17 protein-coding genes are annotated in these 24,221 nt (G+C 44.2%); 5 read left to right on the forward strand and 12 right to left on the reverse strand.

Going from position 1 to position 24,221, the window contains the following annotated elements; genetic code table 11:
• Window positions 1-106: 106 nt before the first annotated feature.
• The 4 genes from AB6E52_RS04665 to AB6E52_RS04680 all read right to left on the reverse strand — a co-directional run bounded on the left by AB6E52_RS04665 (window position 107) and on the right by AB6E52_RS04680 (window position 6,389).
• Entirely contained in the window at window positions 107-3,199 is a 3,093-nt protein-coding gene (locus AB6E52_RS04665) for an error-prone DNA polymerase (protein WP_102319686.1), read from the reverse strand.
• A 113-nt stretch (window positions 3,200-3,312) separates the two neighbouring features.
• Entirely contained in the window at window positions 3,313-4,782 is a 1,470-nt protein-coding gene (locus tag AB6E52_RS04670; protein ID WP_102319685.1) for a DNA polymerase Y family protein, read from the reverse strand.
• 3 nt (window positions 4,783-4,785) lie between these two features.
• Window positions 4,786-5,493, reverse strand: a complete 708-nt coding sequence (gene imuA / locus AB6E52_RS04675; protein WP_017063488.1) for a translesion DNA synthesis-associated protein ImuA — start codon at window positions 5,491-5,493, stop codon at window positions 4,786-4,788.
• Window positions 5,494-5,648: 155 nt separating this feature from the next.
• The gene (locus tag AB6E52_RS04680; RefSeq protein WP_017062135.1) at window positions 5,649-6,389 is read right to left on the reverse strand and encodes a YciK family oxidoreductase; all 741 of its coding nucleotides are present in this window, start codon (window positions 6,387-6,389) and stop codon (window positions 5,649-5,651) included.
• A 143-nt stretch (window positions 6,390-6,532) separates the two neighbouring features.
• Here AB6E52_RS04680 and sohB point away from each other — a divergent pair, with 143 nt between their 5' ends.
• Window positions 6,533-7,594 (forward strand): protease SohB, encoded by a 1,062-nt coding sequence (sohB, locus tag AB6E52_RS04685; RefSeq protein WP_004737399.1) that lies wholly within the window; start codon window positions 6,533-6,535, stop codon window positions 7,592-7,594.
• A 197-nt stretch (window positions 7,595-7,791) separates the two neighbouring features.
• Here sohB and AB6E52_RS04690 read toward each other — a convergent pair whose 3' ends face one another.
• The 8 genes from AB6E52_RS04690 to AB6E52_RS04725 all read right to left on the reverse strand — a co-directional run bounded on the left by AB6E52_RS04690 (window position 7,792) and on the right by AB6E52_RS04725 (window position 20,196).
• A complete protein-coding gene (locus tag AB6E52_RS04690; RefSeq protein WP_017062134.1) occupies window positions 7,792-9,354 on the reverse strand; it encodes a SpoVR family protein in 1,563 nt (520 codons plus the stop codon).
• 11 nt (window positions 9,355-9,365) lie between these two features.
• Window positions 9,366-10,637 carry a YeaH/YhbH family protein gene (locus AB6E52_RS04695; protein ID WP_017062133.1) on the reverse strand — a complete coding sequence of 424 codons (1,272 nt, stop codon included), beginning with the start codon at window positions 10,635-10,637 and terminating at the stop codon, window positions 9,366-9,368.
• A gap of 127 nt (window positions 10,638-10,764) precedes the next feature.
• Entirely contained in the window at window positions 10,765-12,699 is a 1,935-nt protein-coding gene (locus AB6E52_RS04700) for a PrkA family serine protein kinase (RefSeq protein ID WP_017062132.1), read from the reverse strand.
• 543 nt (window positions 12,700-13,242) lie between these two features.
• Entirely contained in the window at window positions 13,243-13,743 is a 501-nt protein-coding gene (locus AB6E52_RS04705; RefSeq protein WP_017066932.1) for a YfbU family protein, read from the reverse strand.
• A gap of 220 nt (window positions 13,744-13,963) precedes the next feature.
• Entirely contained in the window at window positions 13,964-14,704 is a 741-nt protein-coding gene (gene pflA / locus AB6E52_RS04710; protein WP_010437353.1) for a pyruvate formate lyase 1-activating protein, read from the reverse strand.
• Window positions 14,705-14,868: 164 nt separating this feature from the next.
• A complete protein-coding gene (locus tag AB6E52_RS04715; protein WP_017063491.1) occupies window positions 14,869-15,870 on the reverse strand; it encodes a lipid A deacylase LpxR family protein in 1,002 nt (333 codons plus the stop codon).
• Window positions 15,871-16,070: 200 nt separating this feature from the next.
• Window positions 16,071-18,347 (reverse strand): formate C-acetyltransferase, encoded by a 2,277-nt coding sequence (pflB, locus tag AB6E52_RS04720; RefSeq protein ID WP_017062127.1) that lies wholly within the window; start codon window positions 18,345-18,347, stop codon window positions 16,071-16,073.
• Window positions 18,348-18,654: 307 nt separating this feature from the next.
• Window positions 18,655-20,196 carry a DUF3360 family protein gene (locus AB6E52_RS04725; RefSeq protein WP_076656986.1) on the reverse strand — a complete coding sequence of 514 codons (1,542 nt, stop codon included), beginning with the start codon at window positions 20,194-20,196 and terminating at the stop codon, window positions 18,655-18,657.
• A 792-nt stretch (window positions 20,197-20,988) separates the two neighbouring features.
• On the opposite strand from AB6E52_RS04725, the gene AB6E52_RS04730 reads away from it, so the two are divergent.
• The 4 genes from AB6E52_RS04730 (at window position 20,989) to AB6E52_RS04745 (ending at window position 24,166) form a co-directional block, all read left to right on the forward strand.
• Window positions 20,989-21,759 carry an ABC transporter ATP-binding protein gene (locus AB6E52_RS04730; RefSeq protein ID WP_102319683.1) on the forward strand — a complete coding sequence of 257 codons (771 nt, stop codon included), beginning with the start codon at window positions 20,989-20,991 and terminating at the stop codon, window positions 21,757-21,759.
• Between the two features lie 136 nt (window positions 21,760-21,895).
• Entirely contained in the window at window positions 21,896-22,666 is a 771-nt protein-coding gene (locus AB6E52_RS04735; protein ID WP_017066930.1) for an ABC transporter substrate-binding protein, read from the forward strand.
• Between the two features lie 79 nt (window positions 22,667-22,745).
• Window positions 22,746-23,486, forward strand: a complete 741-nt coding sequence (locus AB6E52_RS04740; protein WP_017066929.1) for an ABC transporter permease — start codon at window positions 22,746-22,748, stop codon at window positions 23,484-23,486.
• Window positions 23,487-23,488: 2 nt separating this feature from the next.
• Window positions 23,489-24,166 (forward strand): ABC transporter permease, encoded by a 678-nt coding sequence (locus AB6E52_RS04745; protein ID WP_017062123.1) that lies wholly within the window; start codon window positions 23,489-23,491, stop codon window positions 24,164-24,166.
• Window positions 24,167-24,221 lie beyond the last annotated feature (55 nt).

Consider the following 24,221-nt stretch of genomic DNA (forward strand, 5'->3'; position numbering starts at 1 on the left):
GCTTGTACGGTGGTGTGAGAGGACGGAGGCCGTGAGGCCTCCTCCTACTCGATTTCTTTCTCTCTTTTCTTTAGCCAATGATCGATTGAGAACAGTTGGTACTTCGCTAATGAAAATCCCGAGATTTGGTTTTCAAGCCAACAATTTCATCGGTAATATCGATAAGTTTTCCCGCGATAACATGCACGACTTCACCTTCTTTTTCTAATATCCCTTGTACTTTTAACGCCTTGGCTGTGAGATAAGCTTGCTGTTGAGCGCGTGCGGTTGCTCCCCATACCACGACATTAATATTGCCAGTGCTATCTTCCAGCGTAACAAAGGTGACACCTGCCGCGGTGCCGGGAGATTGTTTACCTGTGACTAATCCGACAACGGTGACCATAGATTTGTGTCTTTGCTGTATTAAATCTTTCATGTGTGTGAATCGACCTAATCGTCCTGCTTCTTCGAGCAAAGTGATGGGGTGCTTGTTCAATGAAATTCCGACACTGGTGAAGTCTTCGAGTAGATCTTGCATCTCATTGGGCTTGTGCAGTACATGTTCGTCATGTCCTGCCTCAGCATCGTCATAGGCTTGGCTAAACAGAGGTAAATCCGACGCCGAGTCCATGATCGCCCAGCGAGTCTGGAAGCGGTCTCCAGAAACGTTATGTAGCGCATTGGCCGATGCCAGTAGCTCGATATCTTTCTTATTCATCGATAACTGTTTCACCTGACTAGGGTGGCGATAACCGGATGGTGGACGATTGGCGAGCACGCTTTGAATTCCATGCTCGCTGAATCCTTTGATTTGTCGCAGCCCTAAGCGAATCGCTAGACCATTCTGATGAGGGGCAACCGTGTGGTCGTTTTGAGAAGCGTTCACACATACCGGAAGTATCACCACATTGTGTCGTTGTGCGTCTTGTACCAACTGTGAAGGGCTATAAAACCCCATCGGTTGGCTATTCAACAGAGAAGCGTAGAAGCACTCTGGGTAGTAGCATTTCAACCAAGCGGAGCAATACGCTAACACCGCAAACGAAGCGGAGTGGCTTTCAGGAAAACCGTACTCGCCAAAGCCGCATATCTGTTTAAAGATCTGCTCAGCAAACTCTGTCTCATAGCCGCGCTTTTGCATTCCTTCGATGAGTTTGTTTTTAAACTTAAAGACGTTGCCATTTTTCTTCCAAGCGGCCATTGCCCGTCTGAGTTGATCTGCTTCTCCGCCTGTGAACCCTGCAGCGACCATCGCGAGTTTGATCACTTGCTCTTGGAATATCGGTACACCTAAGGTGCGCGACAGTACTGATTCCACGTCTTTAGATGGATAACTGATTGGCTCAATGCCATCTCGACGCTTTAAGAACGGATGAACCATATCGCCTTGAATTGGTCCTGGACGCACGATAGCGATTTGAATCACCAAGTCGTAATAAGTCTTCGGTTTAAGCCTTGGCAGCATGCTCATTTGTGCGCGTGACTCAATTTGGAATATCCCGACTGTGTCTGCTCGCTGAATCATGCCGTAAACCTGAGGATCGTCCTTAAGGCGAGTGATCTCAGCAATGGTCAGTGATCGCCCGTGAATACGTTTGATCAGGTCGAAACATTTACGAATCGCAGAGAGCATACCCAACGCGAGCACATCAACTTTCAGCAAGCCTAAGGTTTCTAGATCATCCTTATCCCATTGGATAATGGTTCGATCGTGCATCGCTGCATTTTCGACGGGAACCAGTTCATACAAAGGCCCTGAAGATATGACAAAGCCACCAACGTGTTGAGATAGGTGACGTGGAAAGCCGATGATCTCATTCACCAAGTGGATAAACTGTTGCCCCTTCAAAGAATCAGGTTGTAGACCCAATTGAGTGAGCTGAGCCTGCCAACCTAGGCTTTTGTCCCTACGGTTGGTGTTCTTGATGAAGTAGTCGAGCTGGGTTTCTTGTAGCCCTAATGCTTTACCGACATCTCTTACCGCACTTTTAAAGCGATAAGAGATGACCGTTGCGGCAAGTGCAGCCCTTTCTCTACCGTATTTTTGATAGATGTATTGAATAACTTCTTCACGGCGTTCGTGTTCAAAATCGACATCAATATCGGGCGGCTCATCGCGCTCTTTACTGATGAAACGTTCAAATAGCACTGAAATCTGCCTTGGGTCGACTGAGGTGATTTCTAAGCAATAACACACCACGGAATTGGCAGCTGAACCTCGACCTTGGTAAAGAATGCCTTGGCTTTTAGCAAACATCACGATGTCGTGAATGGTGAGAAAAAAGAAAGGGTAGTCAAGCTCGTCAATTAATCCCAATTCTTTATCTATGATTTGTTGAATGTCATTAGGGACACCTTGTGGGAAGCGAGTTCGTTTTCCCTTTTCGACCAACATGCGCAGATAACTCATGGGTGTCTCACTTTGAGGAATCAGTTCACTGGGATATTCGTATCGTAAGCTATCTAAATCAAATTCACACAACTCAGCGATGCGGTTGCTCTCTTCTAGCCACTCCGCTTTGAAGATATGAGAGAGCTTATTGATACTCCGTAAACAACGTTCTGCATTAGCGAGTAAGTGACTGCCCACTTCGGTAATGGGTTTTTGATATTTAATCGCAGTGAGTGAGTGCTGCAAGGGTAAGCGATTCGCATTGTGCATCAACACACCACCACAAGCTGTAATCGGCAGTTGGTGATGTTGTGACAGCTCAACGCAGTAATCTGTGTACTGCTGGTCGGTTTGCTTTAGGTGTCTTTGTAAGCCGATCCACAACCGACCTGAATGATGCTGGGAGAGCCATTGCCCCCAGTGTGCGTCTTCATTTTTCTGTTGAGGAAGCCAAAGAATAAAGCAGTGCTTAGCCGACATGATATCCCACTCAGAGAGCTGATAATGTCCCTTGCTGCTACGACGTCTCGCGTTGGTAATAATACGGCACAGCTCGGCGTAGGCTTGTCTGTTTGGGCATATCAAGACCACTTGGCACTCTTCATTTAGCCAAAACATGCTCCCGACAATTTGCTTGAGTGATAGTTTATGTTGCTTGATCGCAGAGTGAACCTTAACGATGCCCGCGACTGAGCACTCATCAGTAACCGCGAGTGCTTTGTAACGCAAGAAATCGGCCTGTAAAACAAGCTCCTCTGCGTGTGAGGCTCCCTCAAGGAAGGAGTAATTGCTTTGGCAAAATAGCTCTGAGTATTGCTGAGACATAACGTAATCTCACTTAACCATTGCGAGTGAACATGATTGAAAAGGGACGCTGAAATTGAATAAGTAGAACGGAGGAGCTAACAAAGTTTCTTGCTGACTTACGTTCTTACCGACTAGCTAAATAAGCCGTGCAAAAACCACTGTTTATCTGGCGTTCTAAATATCCAGAGCCACCGACCGTTTTCGCTGTGAGCAATAAAGTAGTCACGAATGACCTTCTCTCCGTCCCACCAGCCAGACACAATGCGCTCTGGGCCTTGAGATAAGGTGACGCTTTCGGTTAAGGCTTCGGGCTCTGGTAGTAAAATACTGGGCCTGAGCCGCTGTTGAACGACGCTGAGAGCTATGGTTTGTTGCTCGCTCTCTGGGGGTGTTTGCCTTTTTGTCACAGACTTACTCAGTGTTGGGAGCGAATACTGATTGGCCTTTTCTGGCCTTGGGTCGTGCTGTATTTTTGGTGTTTGAATACAGGCTTGTCCAAGCTTTGCTTGCAGTAGTGAGAGCAAATCTAACGCGGCAAGTGTTCCGGTATTACCATCAAAAAGATCATGGTAGGCCATTTGGGGTTCTCCATGACGAACCAAGCTGAGGGTCAGTCCTTGAACCGGTGCGGTGAGCTTGAGTGACTCTAAGGTGAGATGAGTAAGGTTCGCCCATTTTTCAGCAAGGTAATCACCTTGTGCCGAATAAAAAGAGACAGGGTGATCGTCTTTATCTCTTAGGTGTAAAGTCAGAGTTAACTCGAAAGCCACTCGATCGCGTAGCTTCAAAAAACATTCGAGTTGATTCAGTAATTTCAGCAACGGCTTTTCGATAAATAGGATGTTTTCAATATCAAACAATAGCTCCAAATATTGCTGGAAATTCTCTGGTGGATGATAGAAATCAATCGGGTGCTTGAACTGGCCGTTAAGGCGACCGACATAATTCACCAAGTCGATATCAAAGCGGCGTGCGACCTCTTGCAAAGGCAGCTTTAATAAGTCTTCAACGGTATTGATACCGACACGGTTCAGGCGTTCCACTTGCTTGGTCGGTAGCTCACTGGAAATTAATGCTTGTTGATTGACCCAAGTTTTCATCTGCTCAATATTGTTTGTTGCTTGGTTGATCGCTTGCTTACCCAAAAGGATCGCAGAAAGCGGCGAATAACCCGTAGCGAAGCTGAACTGGATATTGAGCGTTTCTAAGTGGCTTTTGAGCTCATGCCAGTAGTTATCTAGCCCGTCGTAAAGTGACAGCATGTTAGAGGCTTTAATCAACAAACCATTAGGTGGCAATAACGCCATGTCGGAAGTGACCAGATACGCCCATTGAGCGATCTCTTTAAGCTTACTTTTCTCCAGTTCAATACTGTAAGGGTGGACGTGTAAGTTGTGGCACAAAGCTGCTGCAGACCCTAAGCCCATACCAAGCGAAATTCCCGATTGCAGCGCAGCTGGGTTTGCTTGCAGTACATGGTGATCTTTTTCATCCACGATGATAATAGGTTGTTCGCGTGAGTCTTCGCTCGAACCCAATTCATTAGAGTTAAACAAGGTATCCAACTGCAGAGATGGAAAGTGCAGATAAAGCCACAACATACGTTAGCCTTGCTTCGCAATAGGAAAAGCCAGCACAGTGTTACCAGACAAAGCGCGGTCTGAATTGTCTTCATAAACGACTTTCTCTGTGAGTAACGGCCAGTAGTGTGTCATGTCTAGAATAAAGCTGCCATACGACCAGCTGCCTTTTCTCTTAGTCACTTCAACCTTTAATCCCTGCGCGTGAGAAGAGAGTTTCATGCTTAAGGAAACGGGCAGGGATAATTGATTATGGCTGGTGGCTTTAAAGTGAAACTGCAGGCACTTACCGGTTTCACTGGCTGCTTGTAGGCGCTTTGTTTGGTGTATTTCTAGATCGGCTCCCCATAGCAATACAGAGTGACAAGCGCCGCTTTTGAGGCACTGCTCAGCTGCCCACAACGCATCGAGATCGCGTTGAGGCTGGATAACGAGAATGTTTTCTAATTCAATGCCTTGGCTGTTAAAAAACTCAGCACAGATCTTCCCTGGCGGGTTAATGAATATGGCCAGTTTTTGCGAGTTTTGTTGAGATAAATAGGGCGTAAGGAGGCGAAGCTCGCCGATCCCTTGTTGTGATTCAACTTCAATAACGCCGTGCGTCGGGAAGCCGCCATCAAGCTGTTTATCCAGTTGAGGATAGCCTGTTGAAGTGGTACTTCCTTGCGTTGTTGATTGTAACCCTTTCCAGATTAGCTGGCGGTCTTGTAAGTTTTTTATTAGTTCATGCATAATTAAATACCTGTATATCTATACAGTATATTTAACAATGAAAAAGATGCAAAGAGAAATGATGAAAATTAGCGGCAGTAAGTATTAGATGGTTGATTTAGATACAAAAAAAGTCGCTATGGAAGCGACTTTTTACTGTTGGTTAATGATATCAGTTACTTAGGTTGAGCATCGATACATTGGCCATTAATATCTGTCACGCTTGGGTTCATTAAATGTAGGTACAGTGGGATGATGTCGAGTGGCGTTTTTAGCTTATTCGCATCTTCTCCTGGGTACGCTTTTGCACGCATGCGTGTTTGAGTGCCGCCCGGGTTGATTGCGTTAACACGGATGTTCGTGTCTTCAAGCTCGTCCGCTAAGATTTGCATCATACCTTCGGTAGCAAACTTAGAAATTGCGTAAGTGCCCCAGAATGCACGGCCAGAGTGACCAACCGTTGAAGAGGTAAATACGATACGACCTGCTTCTGCTTTTTTAAGTGCAGGTAGCAGAGCTTGAGTCATCAAGAACTCAGACTTCACATTGATCTGCATAACATCATCAAAGGTTTCTTCATCAATCTGCTCAAACGGGCTCAGAGTGCCAAGAACGCCAGCATTATGAAGTAGACCGTCTAAACGACCGAACTGTGATTGAATGGTTTCAGCCATATCAACGTAGTTCTGCTTTGTCGCACCTTTTAAATCCAATGGGATAATCGCAGGTTGTGGGTAACCAGCGCTTTCGATTTCATCGTAAATGAATTCAAGGTTTTTAACATTGCGGCCTAACAGAATGACAGTTGCACCATGTTGAGCGAAGCTTAGTGCTGCTTGGCGACCAATGCCAGCACCGGCACCTGTAACCAAAATTACTTTATCTTTGAGGGCATCTGTAGAGATTGGGTAATCCACTGTGCTTATCCTTCTTTCTTTTATTATGTTCGTCATTCCATTGATGTTTAATCACACAGATAACCGCAGGAATGATGAGAAATTCTTGGTAATCGTGACAAGATGGTTACAATACACTAATTCATACAATAGGGGATATGACATTGGAATTTTTGTTGGACTACGGCTTGTTTTTAGCCAAGATTGCGACCGTTGTAATCGCCATCATCGCAATTTTAGTGATTGCTAAATCTGTGGGTGGGAAATCAAGCGCGATTAAAGGTGAGCTGGAAATCACGAACCTATCTGAACATCATAAACAGACGATTGAACAACTAGAGCACCATCTACATGATGATGCTTTCATCAAAGCCCGTGATAAAGCAGAAAAGAAAGCGGAAAAAGAGAAAGTAAAATCACGCGGTAAAGAAGTGAAGAAAGCAGCGAAAGAGGGTGAGCTTGATAGTAAGCGTGAACCACATCTATTCGTTCTTGATTTTAACGGCAGCATTGATGCGAAAGAAGTGGCTTCATTACGTGAAGAGGTAACGGCGGTTCTGGCTGTGGCTCGTGAAGGTGATGAAGTATTGCTGAAACTTGAGTCTGGCGGTGGCATGGTTCACGGCTATGGTTTAGCGTCTTCTCAACTTGATCGCATCAAAGCGGCAGGTTTGCCTCTGACTATCTCGGTAGACAAAGTGGCGGCAAGCGGCGGTTACATGATGGCATGTATCGCAGACAAAATTGTATCTGCACCGTTTGCTATTGTTGGCTCTATTGGTGTTATCGCTCAACTGCCAAACTTCAACAAACTACTTAAAAAGCACGATATTGAGTTCGAGCAGCTAACGGCGGGTGAGTACAAGCGCACACTGACTATGTTTGGTGAGAACAGCGATAAAGCACGTGAGAAGTTCAAAGAAGAGCTAGAAGAGACACACGGCTTATTCAAAGACTTCATTCGTGACCATCGTCCAGCGCTAGACCTTGATAAGGTTGCAACGGGTGAGCACTGGTTTGGTACACAAGCACATGAACTTGGGCTGGTGGATGAGATCCGTACTTCTGATGACTTAGTTGTTGAAGCATGCAAAGACAAGACGGTTCTAGCGATTCACTATGTACAGAAGAAAAAGCTGTCAGACAAGCTAGCTGGCGTGGCAGGTAAATCTGCAGACAGCGTGCTGATGAAGCTGATTGAACGCGGTCAAAAGCCGATTGTTTAAGCTTATTGAGTTCTAGTTCTAGTTCTAGTTCTAGGCTTGGTGCCTTACGTTCATTTACAGACGTTTGAGCCTTAAAAAGAAAGCGCATAAGTCATCAGACTTATGCGTTTTTTTATTGCTCCACTTCCGAGCGGGTGACCACTATGTTGTAGGGGGAGCGGAGTTTTATACCAAACACTGACTTACTGTGATTGATATTAAATCTTGGCTCCATAATCATTACGTTTTGGACAAGTCGTCAGGATTTCTCGATGACCCGTGTCTTTGAGCTCTTCCAAAATCACATCAAAGCCCCACAAGCGATAGAGATGCTTCATCACTTCGTCGTAGCCTTTATCAAGCGGGATGCGGTCGTGAGGCACATATTGCAGTGTCATTGAGCGGTCACCACGAACATCGACATTAAACACCTGAATGTTTGGTTCAAGGTTACTTAGGTTGTATTGCGCCGCAAGCTTCTCACGAATCAGGCGATAGCCCGGATCATCATGAATAGCACTCACCTCAATGGTATTTTTACGGTCGTCGTCGAGTACAGAGAACAGCTTAAAGTCTCGAATGATTTTTGGAGAAAGGTATTGGCTGATGAAACTTTCATCTTTGAAGTTGTGCATCGCAAAGTGCACCGCTTCTAACCAATCACTTCCGGCTAACTCAGGGAACCACTCTCTATCTTCATCGGTTGGCTCTTCACAGATGCGTCGGATGTCTCTAAACATCGCAAAGCCAAGCGCATAAGGGTTTATCCCGCTGAAATAAGGACTGTTGTAGGCAGGTTGTGCGACGACACTGGTATGGCTGTGTAGGAATTCTAAGATGAACTTATCACTCACCAAGCCTTCGTCGTAAAGGTGGTTAAGAATGGTGTAATGCCAGAAGGTTGCCCAGCCTTCGTTCATCACTTGAGTTTGTTTTTGAGGGTAGAAGTATTGGCTCACTTTGCGAACGATGCGAACACACTCTCGTTGCCAAGGTTCAAGCAGTGGTGCGTTCTTCTCGATAAAGTAGAGAATGTTTTCTTGAGGCTCGCTAGGAAAGCGGATCTTGGTCTCTTCTTCCTTACTTTTATTTTGAGGAACGGTTCGCCATAGCTCATTCACTTGAGATTGCAGATAAGCTTCGCGTTCTTCTTGTCTTGCTGTCTCTTCTGCAATGGAAATCTTCTCAGGGCGTTTGTATCGGTCTACGCCGTAATTCATAAGTGCGTGACAAGAATCAAGGAGCTGCTCGACTTCAGCAACACCATATTTCTCTTCACAACCACTGATGTACTTCTTAGCAAACAACAAGTAATCGATGATGGAACTGGCATCGGTCCATGTTTGGAACAGGTAGTTGCCTTTAAAGAAAGAGTTGTGGCCATAACAAGCGTGAGCCATTACCAGCGCCTGCATTGTGACCGTGTTCTCTTCCATCAGGTAAGCGATACACGGATCGGAGTTGATTACGATTTCGTATGCCAAGCCCATTTGGCCATGCTTGTAGTTTTGCTCGGTTTGAATGAATTTCTTACCAAAAGACCAGTGGTTGTAATTGATAGGCATACCAATGCTCGAGTAGGCATCCATCATCTGTTCTGAAGTAATCACTTCAATCTGGTTTGGGTAAGTATCTAAACGGTAATGCTGCGCAACACGTTTGATTTCTACGTGGTATTTCTCCAAGAGGTTGAACGTCCAATCTGGACCATCAGGCAGCATCTTGTCGTTTTTCTTTTTTGCAGCTTTGTTTTTCTCTGCAACGTTTGATTTCGCTGTCATGGCAAACTCCCTTACGCTGTCTCTTTCTGGAACAGTTCTCTAAACACAGGAAAAATATCATCCACCGTTTTAATGTTTTTCATGGCGAAGTTGTCAAAGCTACTCTCGAGTTTTTCGTATTCGTGCCAAAGTGTTTGATGAGAGCGGCGTGTTATTTCGATGTAAGAGTAATATTGGCAAGTTGGCAGAAGCGTATTGACCAGTAACTCTTTACAGCGAGGAGAGTCATCAGCCCAGTTATCGCCATCAGAGGCTTGTGCTGCATAGATGTTCCACTCATTAGCAGGGTAGCGGTCTGCGACAATTTCCTTCATCAGTTTCAGTGCGCTTGAAACAATGGTGCCACCCGTTTCTTGTGAGTAGAAAAACTCATGTTCGTCGACCTCTTTAGCCTGAGTATGGTGACGAATAAACACAACATCGACGTTTTCGTAGGTGCGATTTAAGAACAGATACAGAAGAACATAAAAGCGCTTCGCAATATCTTTTGTGGCCTGATCCATAGAGCCCGATACATCCATTAGACAGAACATCACGGCTTGGCTAGATGGAATAGGGCGCTTCTCGTAGTTTTTAAAACGTAAGTCGAAGGTGTCAATGAACGGCACGCTTTCAATCTTTTTACGTAACTCGGCAATCTCTTCTTTGAGGCGACCTTCCTCAAAAGGTTGTGCCGGCTCCGTCATTTTAACTTGGTCAAGCTGTTCCATCAGTAGGTTAAGCTCGCGCTTTTTACCTGCTGTCATCGCGGTTCTACGAGCCAGAGATTGCTGTAGTGAACGAACGATAGCGATGTTGGATGGAATCCCCGCGCTTTGGTAACCAGAGCGGTGAGTTTTCCATTCGGTGATTTTGTTGACCTGATTTTTCTCTAGATTAGGTAGAGCTAAATCTTCAAAGAGAATATCAAGATACTCATCTTTTGAAATTTGGAAGGTAAATTCATCTTGGCCTTCGCCATCAGGGCTTGCGTCGCCTTGGCCTGAGCCACCACCTTGACCACCACCTTTAGGGCGTTCGATTTTATCGCCAGTGATGAACTGATCATTACCTGGGTGAACGCGCTCTCTTACGCCGCCTTGACCTTGGTGAAAGTTCGGCTCTTTGATGTCTTTATGGGGAATAGTGACGTCTTCACCTGTTTCTGTATTGGTGATTGAGCGTCGGTTAACTGCATCGGCCACAGATTCTTTGATTTGCTCTTTATGGCGTCGTAAGAAACGCTGTCTATTCACAGCACTCTTATTTTTGCCATTGAGCCTCCGATCGATAAATTGTGCCATAAGAACTCCCTCTCAGCTGATGTCGCGATCCTACTTTTTATTCGGGTATAAGAGTTATTGATTTACTAAGGTATAAAAGTTATTGGTTTATACGAGCTGCTCAGTTGAGCAGCTCAATACCGTTTAGTTATGAGGATTTACGAACTCTTAGGTACCACTCAGATAGCAGTCTCACTTGCTTCTCGGTGTAGCCTTTTTCCATCATACGAGCAACGAAGTCGTCATGTTTTTTCTGATCATCCGTTGAGGTCTTAGCATTGAACGAAATAACAGGAAGTAGCTCTTCTGTGTTAGAGAACATTTTCTTCTCAATCACAGTGCGCAGTTTCTCGTAGCTCGTCCACACTGGGTTTTGACCGTTATTGTTGGCTTTGGCACGAAGCACAAAGTTCACAATCTCATTTCGGAAGTCTTTAGGGTTACTGATACCGGCTGTCTTCTCGATTTTCTCTAGTTCACCATTCAGAGAAGCACGGTCAAATAGTTGGCCTGTTTCTGGGTCGCGGTACTCTTGGTCTTGAATCCAGAAATCTGCGTAGGTGACATAGCGGTCGAAGATATTCTGACCGTACTCAGAGTAAGACTCTAGATAAGCGGTTTGAATTTCTTTACCGATGAACTCTACGTAGCGTGGCACTAGGTATCCTTTCAAGAACTCTAGGTACTTCTCGGCGGTCTCTTGAGGGAACTGCTCCCGTTCGATTTGCTGCTCAATAACGTAGAACAGGTGCACTGGGTTCGCGGCCACTTCGGCTTGGTCGAAGTTAAACACACGAGACAGGATCTTAAAGGCGAAACGCGTTGATAGCCCAGACATGCCTTCGTCAACGCCAGCATAATCTCGGTACTCTTGGTAGCTCTTCGCTTTTGGATCGGTGTCTTTTAGAGTCTCACCATCGTAAACACGCATCTTAGAGAATAGAGATGAGTTTTCAGGCTCTTTTAGTCTCGAAAGAATGCTGAATTGCGATAGCAGATCGAGTGTGCTTGGTGAGCAAGGCGCTTGGGATAGCTCACTGTGCTCAAGCAGTTTCTTGTAGATCTTAACTTCTTCAGACACACGCAGACAGTAAGGGACTTTTACAATGTACACACGGTCGAGGAATGCTTCGTTGTTTTTGTTGTTACGGAAGGTCTGCCACTCAGATTCGTTCGAGTGAGCGAGAATCATACCGTCAAATGGCAGTGCAGAAAGCCCTTCGGTACCGTTGAAGTTACCTTCTTGTGTTGCCGTAAGTAGAGGGTGTAATACTTTGATTGGCGCTTTGAACATCTCCACGAATTCCATCACACCTTGGTTGGCTTTACAAAGCGCACCAGAGTAGCTGTAGGCATCAGGATCATCTTGAGAGAAGTGTTCAAGTTTACGAATATCAACTTTACCAACCAGAGACGAGATATCTTGGTTGTTTTCATCACCTGGCTCCGTTTTCGCGATCGCAACTTGATCGAGAATAGAAGGGCGCAGTTTGATGACTTTGAATTTGGAAATATCACCGCCAAAATCGTGCAGACGTTTCGCTGCCCACGGAGACATAATTGAGCGAAGATAGCGTTTCTCAATGCCATATTCATTCTTCAATAAGTCGCCGTCTTCGTTAACGTCGAATAGACAGAATGGGTGATCGTTTACTGGGCTTCGTTCACCGTCAGCAGACAATACATAGATTGGTAGTTTCTGCATCAGGGCTTTGAGTTTTTCAGCGAGAGAAGATTTACCACCGCCCACAGGGCCAAGTAGGTAAAGGATTTGTTTACGTTCTTCTAAACCTTGCGCAGCATGTTTTAAGTAAGAAACAATCTGTTCAATCGCATCTTCCATACCGTAGAAATCTTTAAATTCGCTGTAGCGTGAGATGACACGGTTCGAGAAAATACGACTCAGTTGAGGGTCTTGAGCAGTGTCAATAACCTCTGGTTCGCCAATGGCTAGTAATAAGCGCTCGGCAGCATTAGCGTAAGCACTTTTATCGTCTTTACACAGCCCTAAGAACTCCTGCAATGTCAGCTCTTCTTCCTTGGCTGCTTCATAACGTGATTGATAGTGGTCAAAGATACTCATAGTCACATTCCCCTTGTTAACCAGTCAAAACTGACGAGCGATTGAAAAATAGGCTCTCCCTACATTTTAAGGTTAGACCCGCTTCCACAATTTTGCTTAACAATTATGTATTTATTTACAATTTTGCGTGTGAAAAACGTGGCGAGCGCAATAGGCAACTTGAGGCGCGTAGAATCAAATTATTTTCCATTCGAGGGGATCTGGTCGTTTGTTTTGAGATTTTAGGTTGCTTAATAATACCCGTGCTGGATTTATGTATGTTAGATACATAGCCGAGCCTTATTGATAATCTTGCATGATGAACGGTCTAATGCGCTTGGCTATCAGAAAATAACAAGAGAATGTGAGAATGGTTTATCAAAAAAGTCGTTATTGATTCTCATTATGTTTGAAATGGTAAATTGATACTCTAGAAGGTTACTGCGTTATTTGACGCTGCTTGCGTTTTCTAGTTCAAGTGATTCGAATAAAAAAAGGGTTACTCATGATGAGTAACCCTTTTTCTTGAAACTTTTTAAAAGTTATCGCTGATCTATTAACGAATTAAGCGCTAAAGATTTGAGATAGCTCTGTCGCACATAGGTGGTACTGACGAGGGCAGTTGCGCCATGTTGTTAGCATGCGACGGTACTTCTCTAGCATTGGCATCTGGCTATTGAAGTGGTGATCGGCTTTGTCGAATTGAGGGTAAAGACCTTCAGAATCAACAAGGAAACGCACGTAGTGTACGATCTGCGCTTCAGAAGCGATATCAAAACCTAAGAACTGCAGGCGACGTTGGTCTACTTCAGCACGCTCTTGCTCTGCAAGCATTTTGTTCGACTCTTGCATTGCATGGTACATCTCCATGATGTCGATAATTTCGCGACATTCTGCTTCAGTCAAACAACCAAACTCTTTGTTAAGCTCACGCATTTGGAGTTCGTAACCACGTTCTACAATCGTTTGTAGACGTTGGTATTTAGCGGAGTTCTCAGGATCCATTTGAGACATTAGGTAGTATTGATTTGATAGAATTAGACGCTGAGCATTGGTCATTTCCATGGGAGGAGCCTCACTAAAAAACTAAATGTTGTATTCTTTTGTTGCAGTAAGAGTAACAGCATTCCTACGAGTGGAAACATGATCTCAACACGGATTTAATATGATTTTTTGAATTGATAAACAAAAGTTGTAAAGAAAAGTGAAAGGATTGTTTGGCTCGAAAAGAAAACGCCCCAATCGAAATTGAGGCGCTTGAAATCACTATGAACGTCAGTCTAGATTAGTATTTTACGTTTGAATGGTACTGGCTAAGAACAGCAACAATCTCGTCCATTTTCTCTTTGCTTGGCGGGTTTGTACCTTCAAGAGGGTAGTCAAAACCAAGTGCTTCCCACTTATGTGCACCAAGCTTATGGTATGGAAGCAGTTCTACTTTCTCGATGTTATCCATGTCTTTGATGAATTCGCCTAGCAGATGAGCATCTTCAGGTGTGTCCGTGTAGCCAGGGACAATCACATAACGAATCCACGTCTTCTTACCGATTTTGTGTAAGTAGCGTGCGAAATCCAGAGTACGTCTGTTTGATACACCAATGAAATCGTGGTGAATCTCATCTCGCATGTGCTTAAGATCCAACATAACTAGATCAGAGGCTTCTAGGACTTCATCAACCACTTCAGTGTGCTTACGAATGTAGCCATTAGTATCAAGACAAGTGTGGATGCCTTCAGCTTGAGCTGCGCGGAAAAAGTCACGAACAAACTCAGGTTGTAGCATCGCTTCACCACCAGAACAGGTGATACCACCGCCCGATGCTTTCATGAAATGACGGTATGATTTTGCTTCGTTGATGATCTCTTCGACCGTTACTTCCTTTCCGTCATGAAGATCCCATGTATCACGGTTATGACAGTACATACAACGCATTAAGCAGCCTTGAAGAAACACAATAAAGCGGATACCAGGGCCATCGACAGTACCACAAGATTCGAATGAGTGAATGCGACCAGTTGTAGACATGAGCTATTCTCGTAGAGGAATTTATACCGTTTATTTTATTACAAAAACGGTACATAAAATAGGGTCAAATGGTAACGAGACCTTTAAAAATAAAGGCAACCACCTGTGAAGATGATTGCCTTTATTAAACTTGAAAAGTAAAGGACGAAAGCCCTTACTGGTGGCTAGAAGAAAGCAAACATTGTGATACCGCCAGTGGTGTACACTGACTCTTTCGCTTCTTCGTAATCCGGTGTTTTTGCGGTTAGCGCTAAAGAGGCACCAACGTATCGGTTATACCAAGCGACACCCAATACAGCAGTTGCTTGAATGTTCTCTAAAGTCACATCGTAGATCGCTGGATCTTCGTTGTTTTTATTAGCGTACTCATCAACACCTGAGCGATCGCCTTCGATAGTCAGGTCGTTGAATCGGTAGCGACCTTCGAGGCCTGCATAGGTAAACCAACCAGCGTTTGATGCGCCGATCATGCCCGGTTTGAATGGGTTTTCTGTGGTGATGTTAGCTGCACCAAAGTTACCGCCTAAGTCTGTACCCCAACGAAACATGAAGCCCGTTGAAATGTCACTTCTAAAGTTACCGACGTTGATTTCAGAAACGTTAGAGATTTCGTAGTCAGTATTCGCAAGAGCTTGATTACGCATTAGGTTGAAATGGCTTAGGTAACCAACGCTTCCCGCCCATTCATCATCGACTTGGTATTCCCAACCCATCGGCTCATCCGACTTAGTGATTGAGTGAACCAGCTTTTGAGCATCTTCAGACAGTGCACGTTCGCCCGTAGTACCAAACGTGATATTAAAACGCTGGGCTTGCTGTGGGTTTAAGCTGATGTAATTGAATTCAGTGTGAAGGTAACCTGCGTATGGGCGATCATTAGGCGATGGCGTTTCTAACTCAATGTCAGAAGGCGTATACATCTTGTGGCCAATGGTGATTTCCCACTTGTCTAGAGAGCTTGCGCCCCAGTAGGAAAGACTCAATGGTTTTACCCAGTTATATGGCGTAATACTTGATGATGTGTAACCCAGAAATAAGCCGTTGGTATAGTCTTGGTCGACACCAAAAATACCATCATTATCTAAAGCAAAAGTTAACGTAGAACGCTCAGAGGCTAAAGATGAGAAAGAGAGAAGAATCAGGGGTAAACAACGCAGGTATTTCATGGAGCAGTTACTCTTAAATTATGAACCGCGATATTACCGTAATTTGACAGAATTTGTGGAAAAAAAGTGAATGGCAGGGTGCTTTTTTGCTCAACCTAACATTTCGCGGGATAGGTGAGTGTAGTGCGATTTATTTCAGATATAAAAAAGCCCCGCACATTGGCGAGGCTAATATTATTTACTGTCTATTGAGCGTGAGCTTATAGAGACTCAGTAAATGTACGTGCGATTACGTCAGCTTGTTGCTCTGCAGTTAGAGAGTTAAAGCGAACAGCGTAACCAGATACACGGATTGTTAGCTGAGGGTATTTCTCAGGGTGCTTAACTGCGTCTTCAAGAGTTTCGCGGTTAAGAACGTTAACGTTAAGGTGTTGACCACCTTCAATGCCAGCTTCGTGGTGGAAGTAACCATCCATTAGGCCTGCAAGGTTAGCACGTTGGCTGTCTTGTTCTTTACCTAGTGCGTTTGGCACGATAGAGAACGTGTAAGAGATACCATCTTGTGCGTCAGCAAACGGTAGTTTACCTACAGACGTTAGTGAAGCTACAGCGCCTTTCTCATCACGACCGTGCATTGGGTTTGCACCAGGAGCGAAAGGAGCGCCAGCACGACGACCGTCTGGAGTGTTACCTGTTTTCTTACCGTAAACCACGTTAGACGTGATAGTAAGAACTGACTGTGTAGGGATAGAGTTACGGTAAGTCTTAAGCTTACGGATCTTGTTCATGAACGTAGAAACTAGTTCACAAGCAATATCATCTACACGAGAGTCGTTATTACCGTATTTAGGGTAATCGCCTTCAATTTCGAAGTCAGTTGCAATGCCATCTTCGTCGCGGATTGGTTTAACAGTCGCGAACTTGATTGCAGACAGTGAGTCAGCTGCAACAGATAGACCAGCAATACCACAAGCCATTGTACGACGAACGTCACGGTCATGAAGAGCCATTAGAGACGCTTCGTAGCTGTACTTGTCGTGCATGTAGTGAATGCTGTTTAGTGCAGTCACGTATTGCTTAGCTAGCCAGTCCATGAAGTGATCTAGACGGTCCATTACTTTATCGTAATCAAGAACAGCGTCAGTCATTGGAGCTTCTTTAGGACCAACTTGCATCTTAAGTTTTTCGTCCACACCGCCGTTGATTGCGTAAAGCATTGTTTTCGCAAGGTTAGCACGAGCACCGAAGAACTGCATTTGCTTACCAACGATCATTGGAGATACACAACAAGCGATAGCGTAATCATCAGACTCAAGGTCAGGACGCATTAGGTCATCATTTTCGTACTGGATAGAAGAAGTATCGATAGATACCTTCGCACAGAAACGTTTGAAGCCGTCAGGTAGTTGCTCAGACCAAAGAACAGTGATGTTTGGCTCTGGAGAAGGACCCATAGTGTATAGAGAGTTTAGGAAACGGAAGTTCGAACGCGTTACTAGCGTACGACCGTCGATACCCATACCACCCATAGACTCTGTTGCCCAGATTGGGTCGCCAGAGAATAGCTCATCGTACTCAGGAGTACGTAGGAAACGAACCATACGCAGCTTCATTACGAAGTGGTCGATCATTTCTTGTGCTTGGTCTTCTGTGATTTTGCCAGCAGCGATATCACGCTCGATGTAGATGTCTAGGAAAGTCGAAGTACGACCTAGAGACATTGCAGCACCGTTTTGAGATTTAACAGCAGCTAGGTAGCCGAAGTAAGTCCACTGGATAGCTTCTTGAGCAGTTTGAGCTGGCTCAGAAATATCGAAACCGTATTTCTCAGCCATTTGCTTGATTTGACCTAGAGCACGATGTTGCTCAGAAATCTCTTCACGCAGTTGCATTGTTTCTGCTAGGTTTTCACCGTTTTCGAATTGCTCTTGAAGAGAAGCAAACTGAGCTTGCTTGTCTTTCATTAGGAAGTCGATACCGTAAAGTGCAACACGACGGTAGTCACCAATGATACGACCACGGCCGTAAGCATCAGGAAGACCAGTCAGAACACCAGACTTACGACATTTTAGGATATCAGGAGTATAGATATCGAAAACGCCAGCGTTGTGTGTTTTACGGTATTCTGAGTAGATTTTTGAAACCATTGGGTCAAGAGTTTCACCGTATGCTTTACAAGAACCTTCAACCATACGTACACCACCGTTAGGGATGATTGCACGTTTTAGTGGCTTCTCAGTTTGTAGACCAACGATAGTCTCAAGATCTTTCTCGATGTAACCTGCATCGTGAGCAGTAATGGTAGAGATAACAGAAGTATCGAAATCTACAGGTGCTTTAGTTGCGTTTTCCTGTTTGATACCTTCCATTACCGAAGACCAAAGCTTGTTAGTTGCTTCAGTACCCTCAGAAACTAGGAAAGACTCGTCGCCTTCATACGGCGTGTAGTTCTTTTGAATGAAATCACGAACGTTTACTTCGCTTTGCCACTCACCTGCAGCAAAATCTTCCCAAGCTTTAGCAAATTGCTCTGCCATGACATACCTACCTTTTTAGTAGAAAAAATACGTACATTAACACTGTTGAGCCAGCGCCCCTCGTAAGGGTAGTACACTCTTATTAATAACAATATATATGAGCATATAAGCATCATATGGTTATATATATTGTCACTACCTTTTATATGTTGTCTTTACTCTATGTATTCAAGACTACGCTAAAAAATTTCTGCAAACCTTAAACTAAATCAATAAATGCCAAAAAAAGTTGAAAAAATTTGAGTGGCAGGGGTTGCCACCCAAACTTTTTTTTAATCCTAATACTACTTTTGTGTAGTAAGGACTATTATAGCCAAGCTTTTAGACCATACTGACCTTCTAGCATACCAACTGCAAGCATTGCCACTAGACAGATAACTAAAACGCCAACAGGGATAACAATCTTATCTACAAATGATAGACGCTTTGCACGCTCTTTATCACCAATTAGACCATTATTATCAAGAAGCATAGTTAGTGCCCATGCTAATACTGGGTTAACAACCGCTGAACCAAAGATACAGATACCAGCCGCTTGAGAATCTTTTGAATCCTTGACCATTTGCATACCCGCTTCAAGTAGAGGTAGTGATACACCTACAAGTAGTGCTACACGCATTACTGGTGGCCATACTGCAACGTCCATTGGGAAACCAAGGATTGCAACAATAATACACAGAGAACCAAGCAAGATAGCGCCGCCAGGGATTGGACGTTTCGCGATTGCTGCTGGGATCATGTAAGTACCCCAAGAAGATGTGATGTTACCACCACCAACTGCAGTACCCACCATTTGACGAACTGAACACATAGTCATTGTGTCATCTACGTCCATTAGTACTTTTTCAGAACGTTTAGGGTAGTTAAGTTCTTGGAAGATACGGTGACCTAGGAAGTCAGGTGACCACATTGCTACAGCAAGGATTGCAAATGGTAGAGATGCAATGAAGTGTTCAACGTTTGGCAAGCCAAGCATCCAACCTTCAGAAGTAGAACCCCACCAGTAAACTGGGTTTAGGTTTGGAATGCCCATTTCAGTTTCGAATACGATGTCGAAGCCAGCACCTAATACTAACGCAATAGCAAGGCCTGTGAATGCACACACTGGAATAGCTAACCAACGCTTGTTCACTTTTGCTAGGAAAGCGTAGATAGCAATAGTAATAGCAAGAACGATTAAGCCAACGTAACCCATGCTGCCCGCTTCAACAGTAGAAGATTGAAGACCAACCGCCCATTCTTGAATCGAATTGATTTGGCTCATAGTACCCGTTAGGCCTAAGAAGATAAGCAAGCCACCTGCGGTACCTTCCGAAGTCAGGTTAACCAGCTTGGAGCCGCCTTTTAGGAAACTTAGGATTAGACCGAAGACACCGATAAGGATTGCCAATGCAAGAGGGTGAGCACCAGCGAGAGCGATGGTACCAATAAGAGGAATCATTGGGCCGTGGTTACCGGCAAGGTTTGCTTTAGGGTTAAAGAAACCAGAAGCAAGGATACAGAACAGCAGTGCAGGGATAAGCATTTCTACACGAGCGACTTCAATCGCAAACTCTTTACCTAGGTTTACGTGATCCCAAGCTTGAGTTAGGCCATCAGCCCACGACATCATTACTGCAGAGTACATCGCGATGATACCAATGGTACCAGCAAGTGCAGGAACAAGGTCTTCAAGTTCAAAGCGGAAGTCACGACCTGGAAGGTTTAGACCGAAGCGGCGAGGCTTCATGATTTGAAGCTCGTGATCTAGATAATCTGAGCGGCTCTCAAATTCAGAAGCAGGGCGGTGTAGCTCTTTATAGCTTTTCTCTTCTACTTCAGAGTTCGCATTGTTCACAACGTCTGACATAGATTCCTCATATTTTTATGTTAGTAATTCTAAAATTGAATTCTATAAGTTCGCGTAATTGCGTTATTTCTTAGTTATAACTCATTAACATTATGTTGCACGGCTTTGATGTGCTTTATGCAGCTAAGTTAAAAGAAATGTTTGGCATTTTTAATGCCTTATTCTTTGCTGGGGAGTCTAACAAGCTTACCCTTTAGGGTGATTGATCTTGATCACTTTATGAGTTTATGTGAAAGAAAGCTACAAAACGCAGCGATTCATTAACTTCCCATTGATAAATAGTGTAATTAGTTTTCACAAACTGTCGTTTTCTTATCTTCTCCTAGCCTTTACCGCTATGGCATTGGCTGAATGCTTTATGTTTACTGAGTTATCTCACTATTACTCGCTTGCCCCACGCTCTGAGTAAAATACTCACAATGTAATAACCTTAAAATAATTGTGTCTTATGGTGAGGTTGGTGTGCTGAATGCATGCGCTATATTTTGTCGACAGTAATGTTTATAAGTTCACAAAACGTGTTTTTCTTGTGAGACATCCAGCTACGAGAATCTCATTTTGATTAACTTTATTTAAACAATGCAAGGGGTGTAATTACAGCTTATTGATAGAACCCATTCATTAAATTGAGGCGAAAACGCTACCTTTTGCATAATAAGTCAGAGTGAATCGCTATTTATTCCAAATTATTAGGTTAATAATTTGTTGCATGTTATTCCGTGTGGTGCTAGTTTGTATCGCATGAAAAGGTCGGAGTACCTTGCATTTTCACAAACTTGGGAGAGAAAGCGCATGAAAGATGTACCAGCGCTGGACATAAAGGATCTACACAAAACGTTTGGTCAAAATGAAGTTTTAAAGGGAATTTCACTTTCTGCGCATAAAGGCGATGTAGTATCGATTATCGGATCTTCAGGGTCGGGTAAGAGTACTTTCCTTAGATGTATCAATATTTTAGAGACACCTACTGCAGGCGAGATTTGGGTTAATGGCGAATTAATTCAAATGAAAAACAACCGCCAAGGTGTTTCTGTTCCTGCCAATGAAAAACAAGTACAGCGAATCCGCTCTCGTCTGGCGATGGTTTTTCAGGGTTTCAATCTGTGGTCTCACCTGACCGTTCTTGAAAATGTTATCGAAGCGCCTGTTCACGTCTTAGGTGTACCTAAAGCACAAGCGATTGAAAATGCAGAGCTACTACTGAAGAAAGTCGGCCTGTATGAGCGTAAAGATTACTACCCGGGTCATTTGTCTGGCGGCCAACAACAGCGTGCTGCTATTGCGCGAGCGCTAGCGGTTGATCCTGAAGTTATGTTGTTTGATGAACCTACATCAGCATTAGACCCTGAGTTAGTAGGCGAAGTGCTTGGCGTAATGCGCGATCTAGCAGAAGAGGGCAGAACCATGCTCGTGGTAACGCACGAAATGGCTTTTGCTCGTGACGTATCTAACCATGTGATGTTCTTGCATCAGGGGTTAGTGGAAGAACAGGGCGATCCAGCTAAACTGTTTACGGAACCTGAATCTGAGCGTTTACAACAATTTATCTCATCGATTTACTAATCAGAATTGAAATGCCGTTGCCAAGGTAAACAGCGACGGTGTGAACAATAAAACACAACAAGTAAGTTAATAAGTAGCAACAAACACAATATTAAAACTAGCAAAACATAAAAACCTAAATCACAGGAGTAGGGATATGAAAAAGTGGTTATTAGTCGCGGCACTTGCTGCAACTGCTGCAACGGGCGTAGCTCAAGCAAAAGAATGGAAAACAGTACGTTTCGGTATTGAAGGTGCTTACCCTCCATTTAGCTGGACAGAAGCTGACGGTTCACTGAAAGGCTTCGATGTCGATATGGCTAACGCGCTTTGTACTGAAATGCAGGTGCAGTGTAAGATCGTTGCACAAGATTGGGATGGTATTATTCCTTCTCTACTTGCTCGTAAATATGATGCGATCATCGCGGCAATGTCTATCACGGAAGAGCGTAAGAAAAAGATCGACTTCACTGGTAAATACGCACTTATCCCAAACAACTTCATCGCTAAGAAAGGTGCAGACCTTAACTTTGATGACCTAAGTGGTAAAAAGATCGCCGTTCAACGTGCAACAACGCACGATAAGTACCTAACAGACAACTACGGTGACACTGTAGAAATCGTTCGTTACGGTTCATTCGATGAAGCTTACCTTGATCTAGCTAACGGTCGTGTTGCTGCTGTACTGGGCGATGCATCTGCTCTAGAAGAAGGCGTACTAAACAAAGCTGGTGGTGAAGACTACGAGTTTGTTGGTCCATCACTAACAGATCCTAAGTGGTTCGGTGAAGGTTTTGGTATTGCTCTACGTAAGCAAGACAAAGATCTGACTAAGCAATTAGATGCTGCAATCCTTTCACTACGTGAAAAAGGCATCTACCAAGAGATCGCTGCTAAATACTTCAACTACGACGTATACGGTGAGTAATCTCTAGCATCACTTCTTAAGGGAGAGGTTCTCCTCTCCCTGTCTTACCAACTTTTTCGCAGTTCTGTTGGAATTCATTATGTTTGATTTACAAGGATATGAAGCGTCGATCCTGAAAGGGGCGGTGCTCACAATCGAAGTTGCCTTGCTGTCGCTAATTTTAGCTATGGTTCTTGGTATGCTAGGTGCCTTAGCAAAACTAGCGCCTTATCGCTGGGCTCGTGCTATCGCAACCCTCTACACAACCGTTATTCGAGGCATTCCTGATCTAGTCTTGATGATGCTGATTTTCTTTGGTGGACAAATCCTTTTAAACAACAGTTTGTATTCCATCAATGAGTGGCTCAATGAGTGGTTCACATCAAGTGATCCTAACCACGAATGGACCGCTTACTTACCTGATTATATTGATGTCAGTCCATTTGTTGCTGGTGTCTTAACCATTGGATTCATCTTTGGCGCTTACATGGCTGAAACCTTCCGTGGTGCAATCATGGCGGTTGATAGCGGTGAAATGGAAGCAGCAAAGGCCTATGGCATGGGACCTGTTCTAGCGTTTCGTCGTATTCTATTACCGCAAATGATTCGTCACGCGCTACCGGGTTTTGGTAACAACTGGTTGGTTTTACTTAAAACTACCGCGTTGGTTTCCATTATTGGCCTAGAAGATATGGTGCGTGTTAGCGCACTGGCAGCGGGTTCAACCAAAATGCCATTTACCTTCTATATGACAGTGGCGATTATCTTCTTATTCTTCACCAGTGTTTCGACGGGCTTACTTAAGCTGGTTGAACGTAAATTCAGTATCCACGCGAGGTAGTTATGGACTTTTCATTGATAATTGAAAGCCTGCCGATTTACCTTGGTGGTTTATGGACAACGGCTTGGATGGTTTGCGTTGCTTTGATCATTGGCTTATTCGTCGCCATACCACTAGCTATCGCTCGTAACAGTCCAAATATGCTGATTAATGCTCCGGCTTGGTCATTCATCTATTTCTTCCGTGGTACGCCATTACTGGTTCAGCTGTACCTGATTTACTACGGTATGGACCAATTCTTCCCAGTGAAAGACACATTATGGGAAAACGCATGGTTCTGTGCTTTGGTGGCATTCATTCTTAACACGTCAGCTTATACCGCAGAGATCATTCGTGGTGCGATTAACGGCTTACCTAAAGGTGAAGTCGAAGCAGCAAAAGCTTACGGCATGAGTACACCTAAGACTTACCGTCGTATCATCTTACCAAGCGCTCTACGTCGTGCATTACCGGCTTACAGTAACGAAGTTATCTTCATGCTTCACGGCTCTGCGGTAGCTGGTATCGTAACCATTATGGATCTAACCGGTGCAGCTCGTTTGGTTAACTCTCGTTACTATGCCCCATTCGAGTCTTTCCTAACGGCAGGTCTGTTCTACATGGCACTAACGTTCATCATCATCGCGATTTTCAAATTCGCAGAGAAGCGTTTCCTTGCTTATCTAAGACCCCTTAGCTAATTGCACGGTATTCACACAGTTAACAAAACGGCGCTCATTGAGCGCCGTTCTTATT

Origin of the sequence: Vibrio sp. 10N.247.311.13 (assembly GCF_041467595.1) — a bacterium.
GTDB classification, from domain to species: Bacteria; Pseudomonadota; Gammaproteobacteria; order Enterobacterales; family Vibrionaceae; genus Vibrio; species Vibrio crassostreae_C.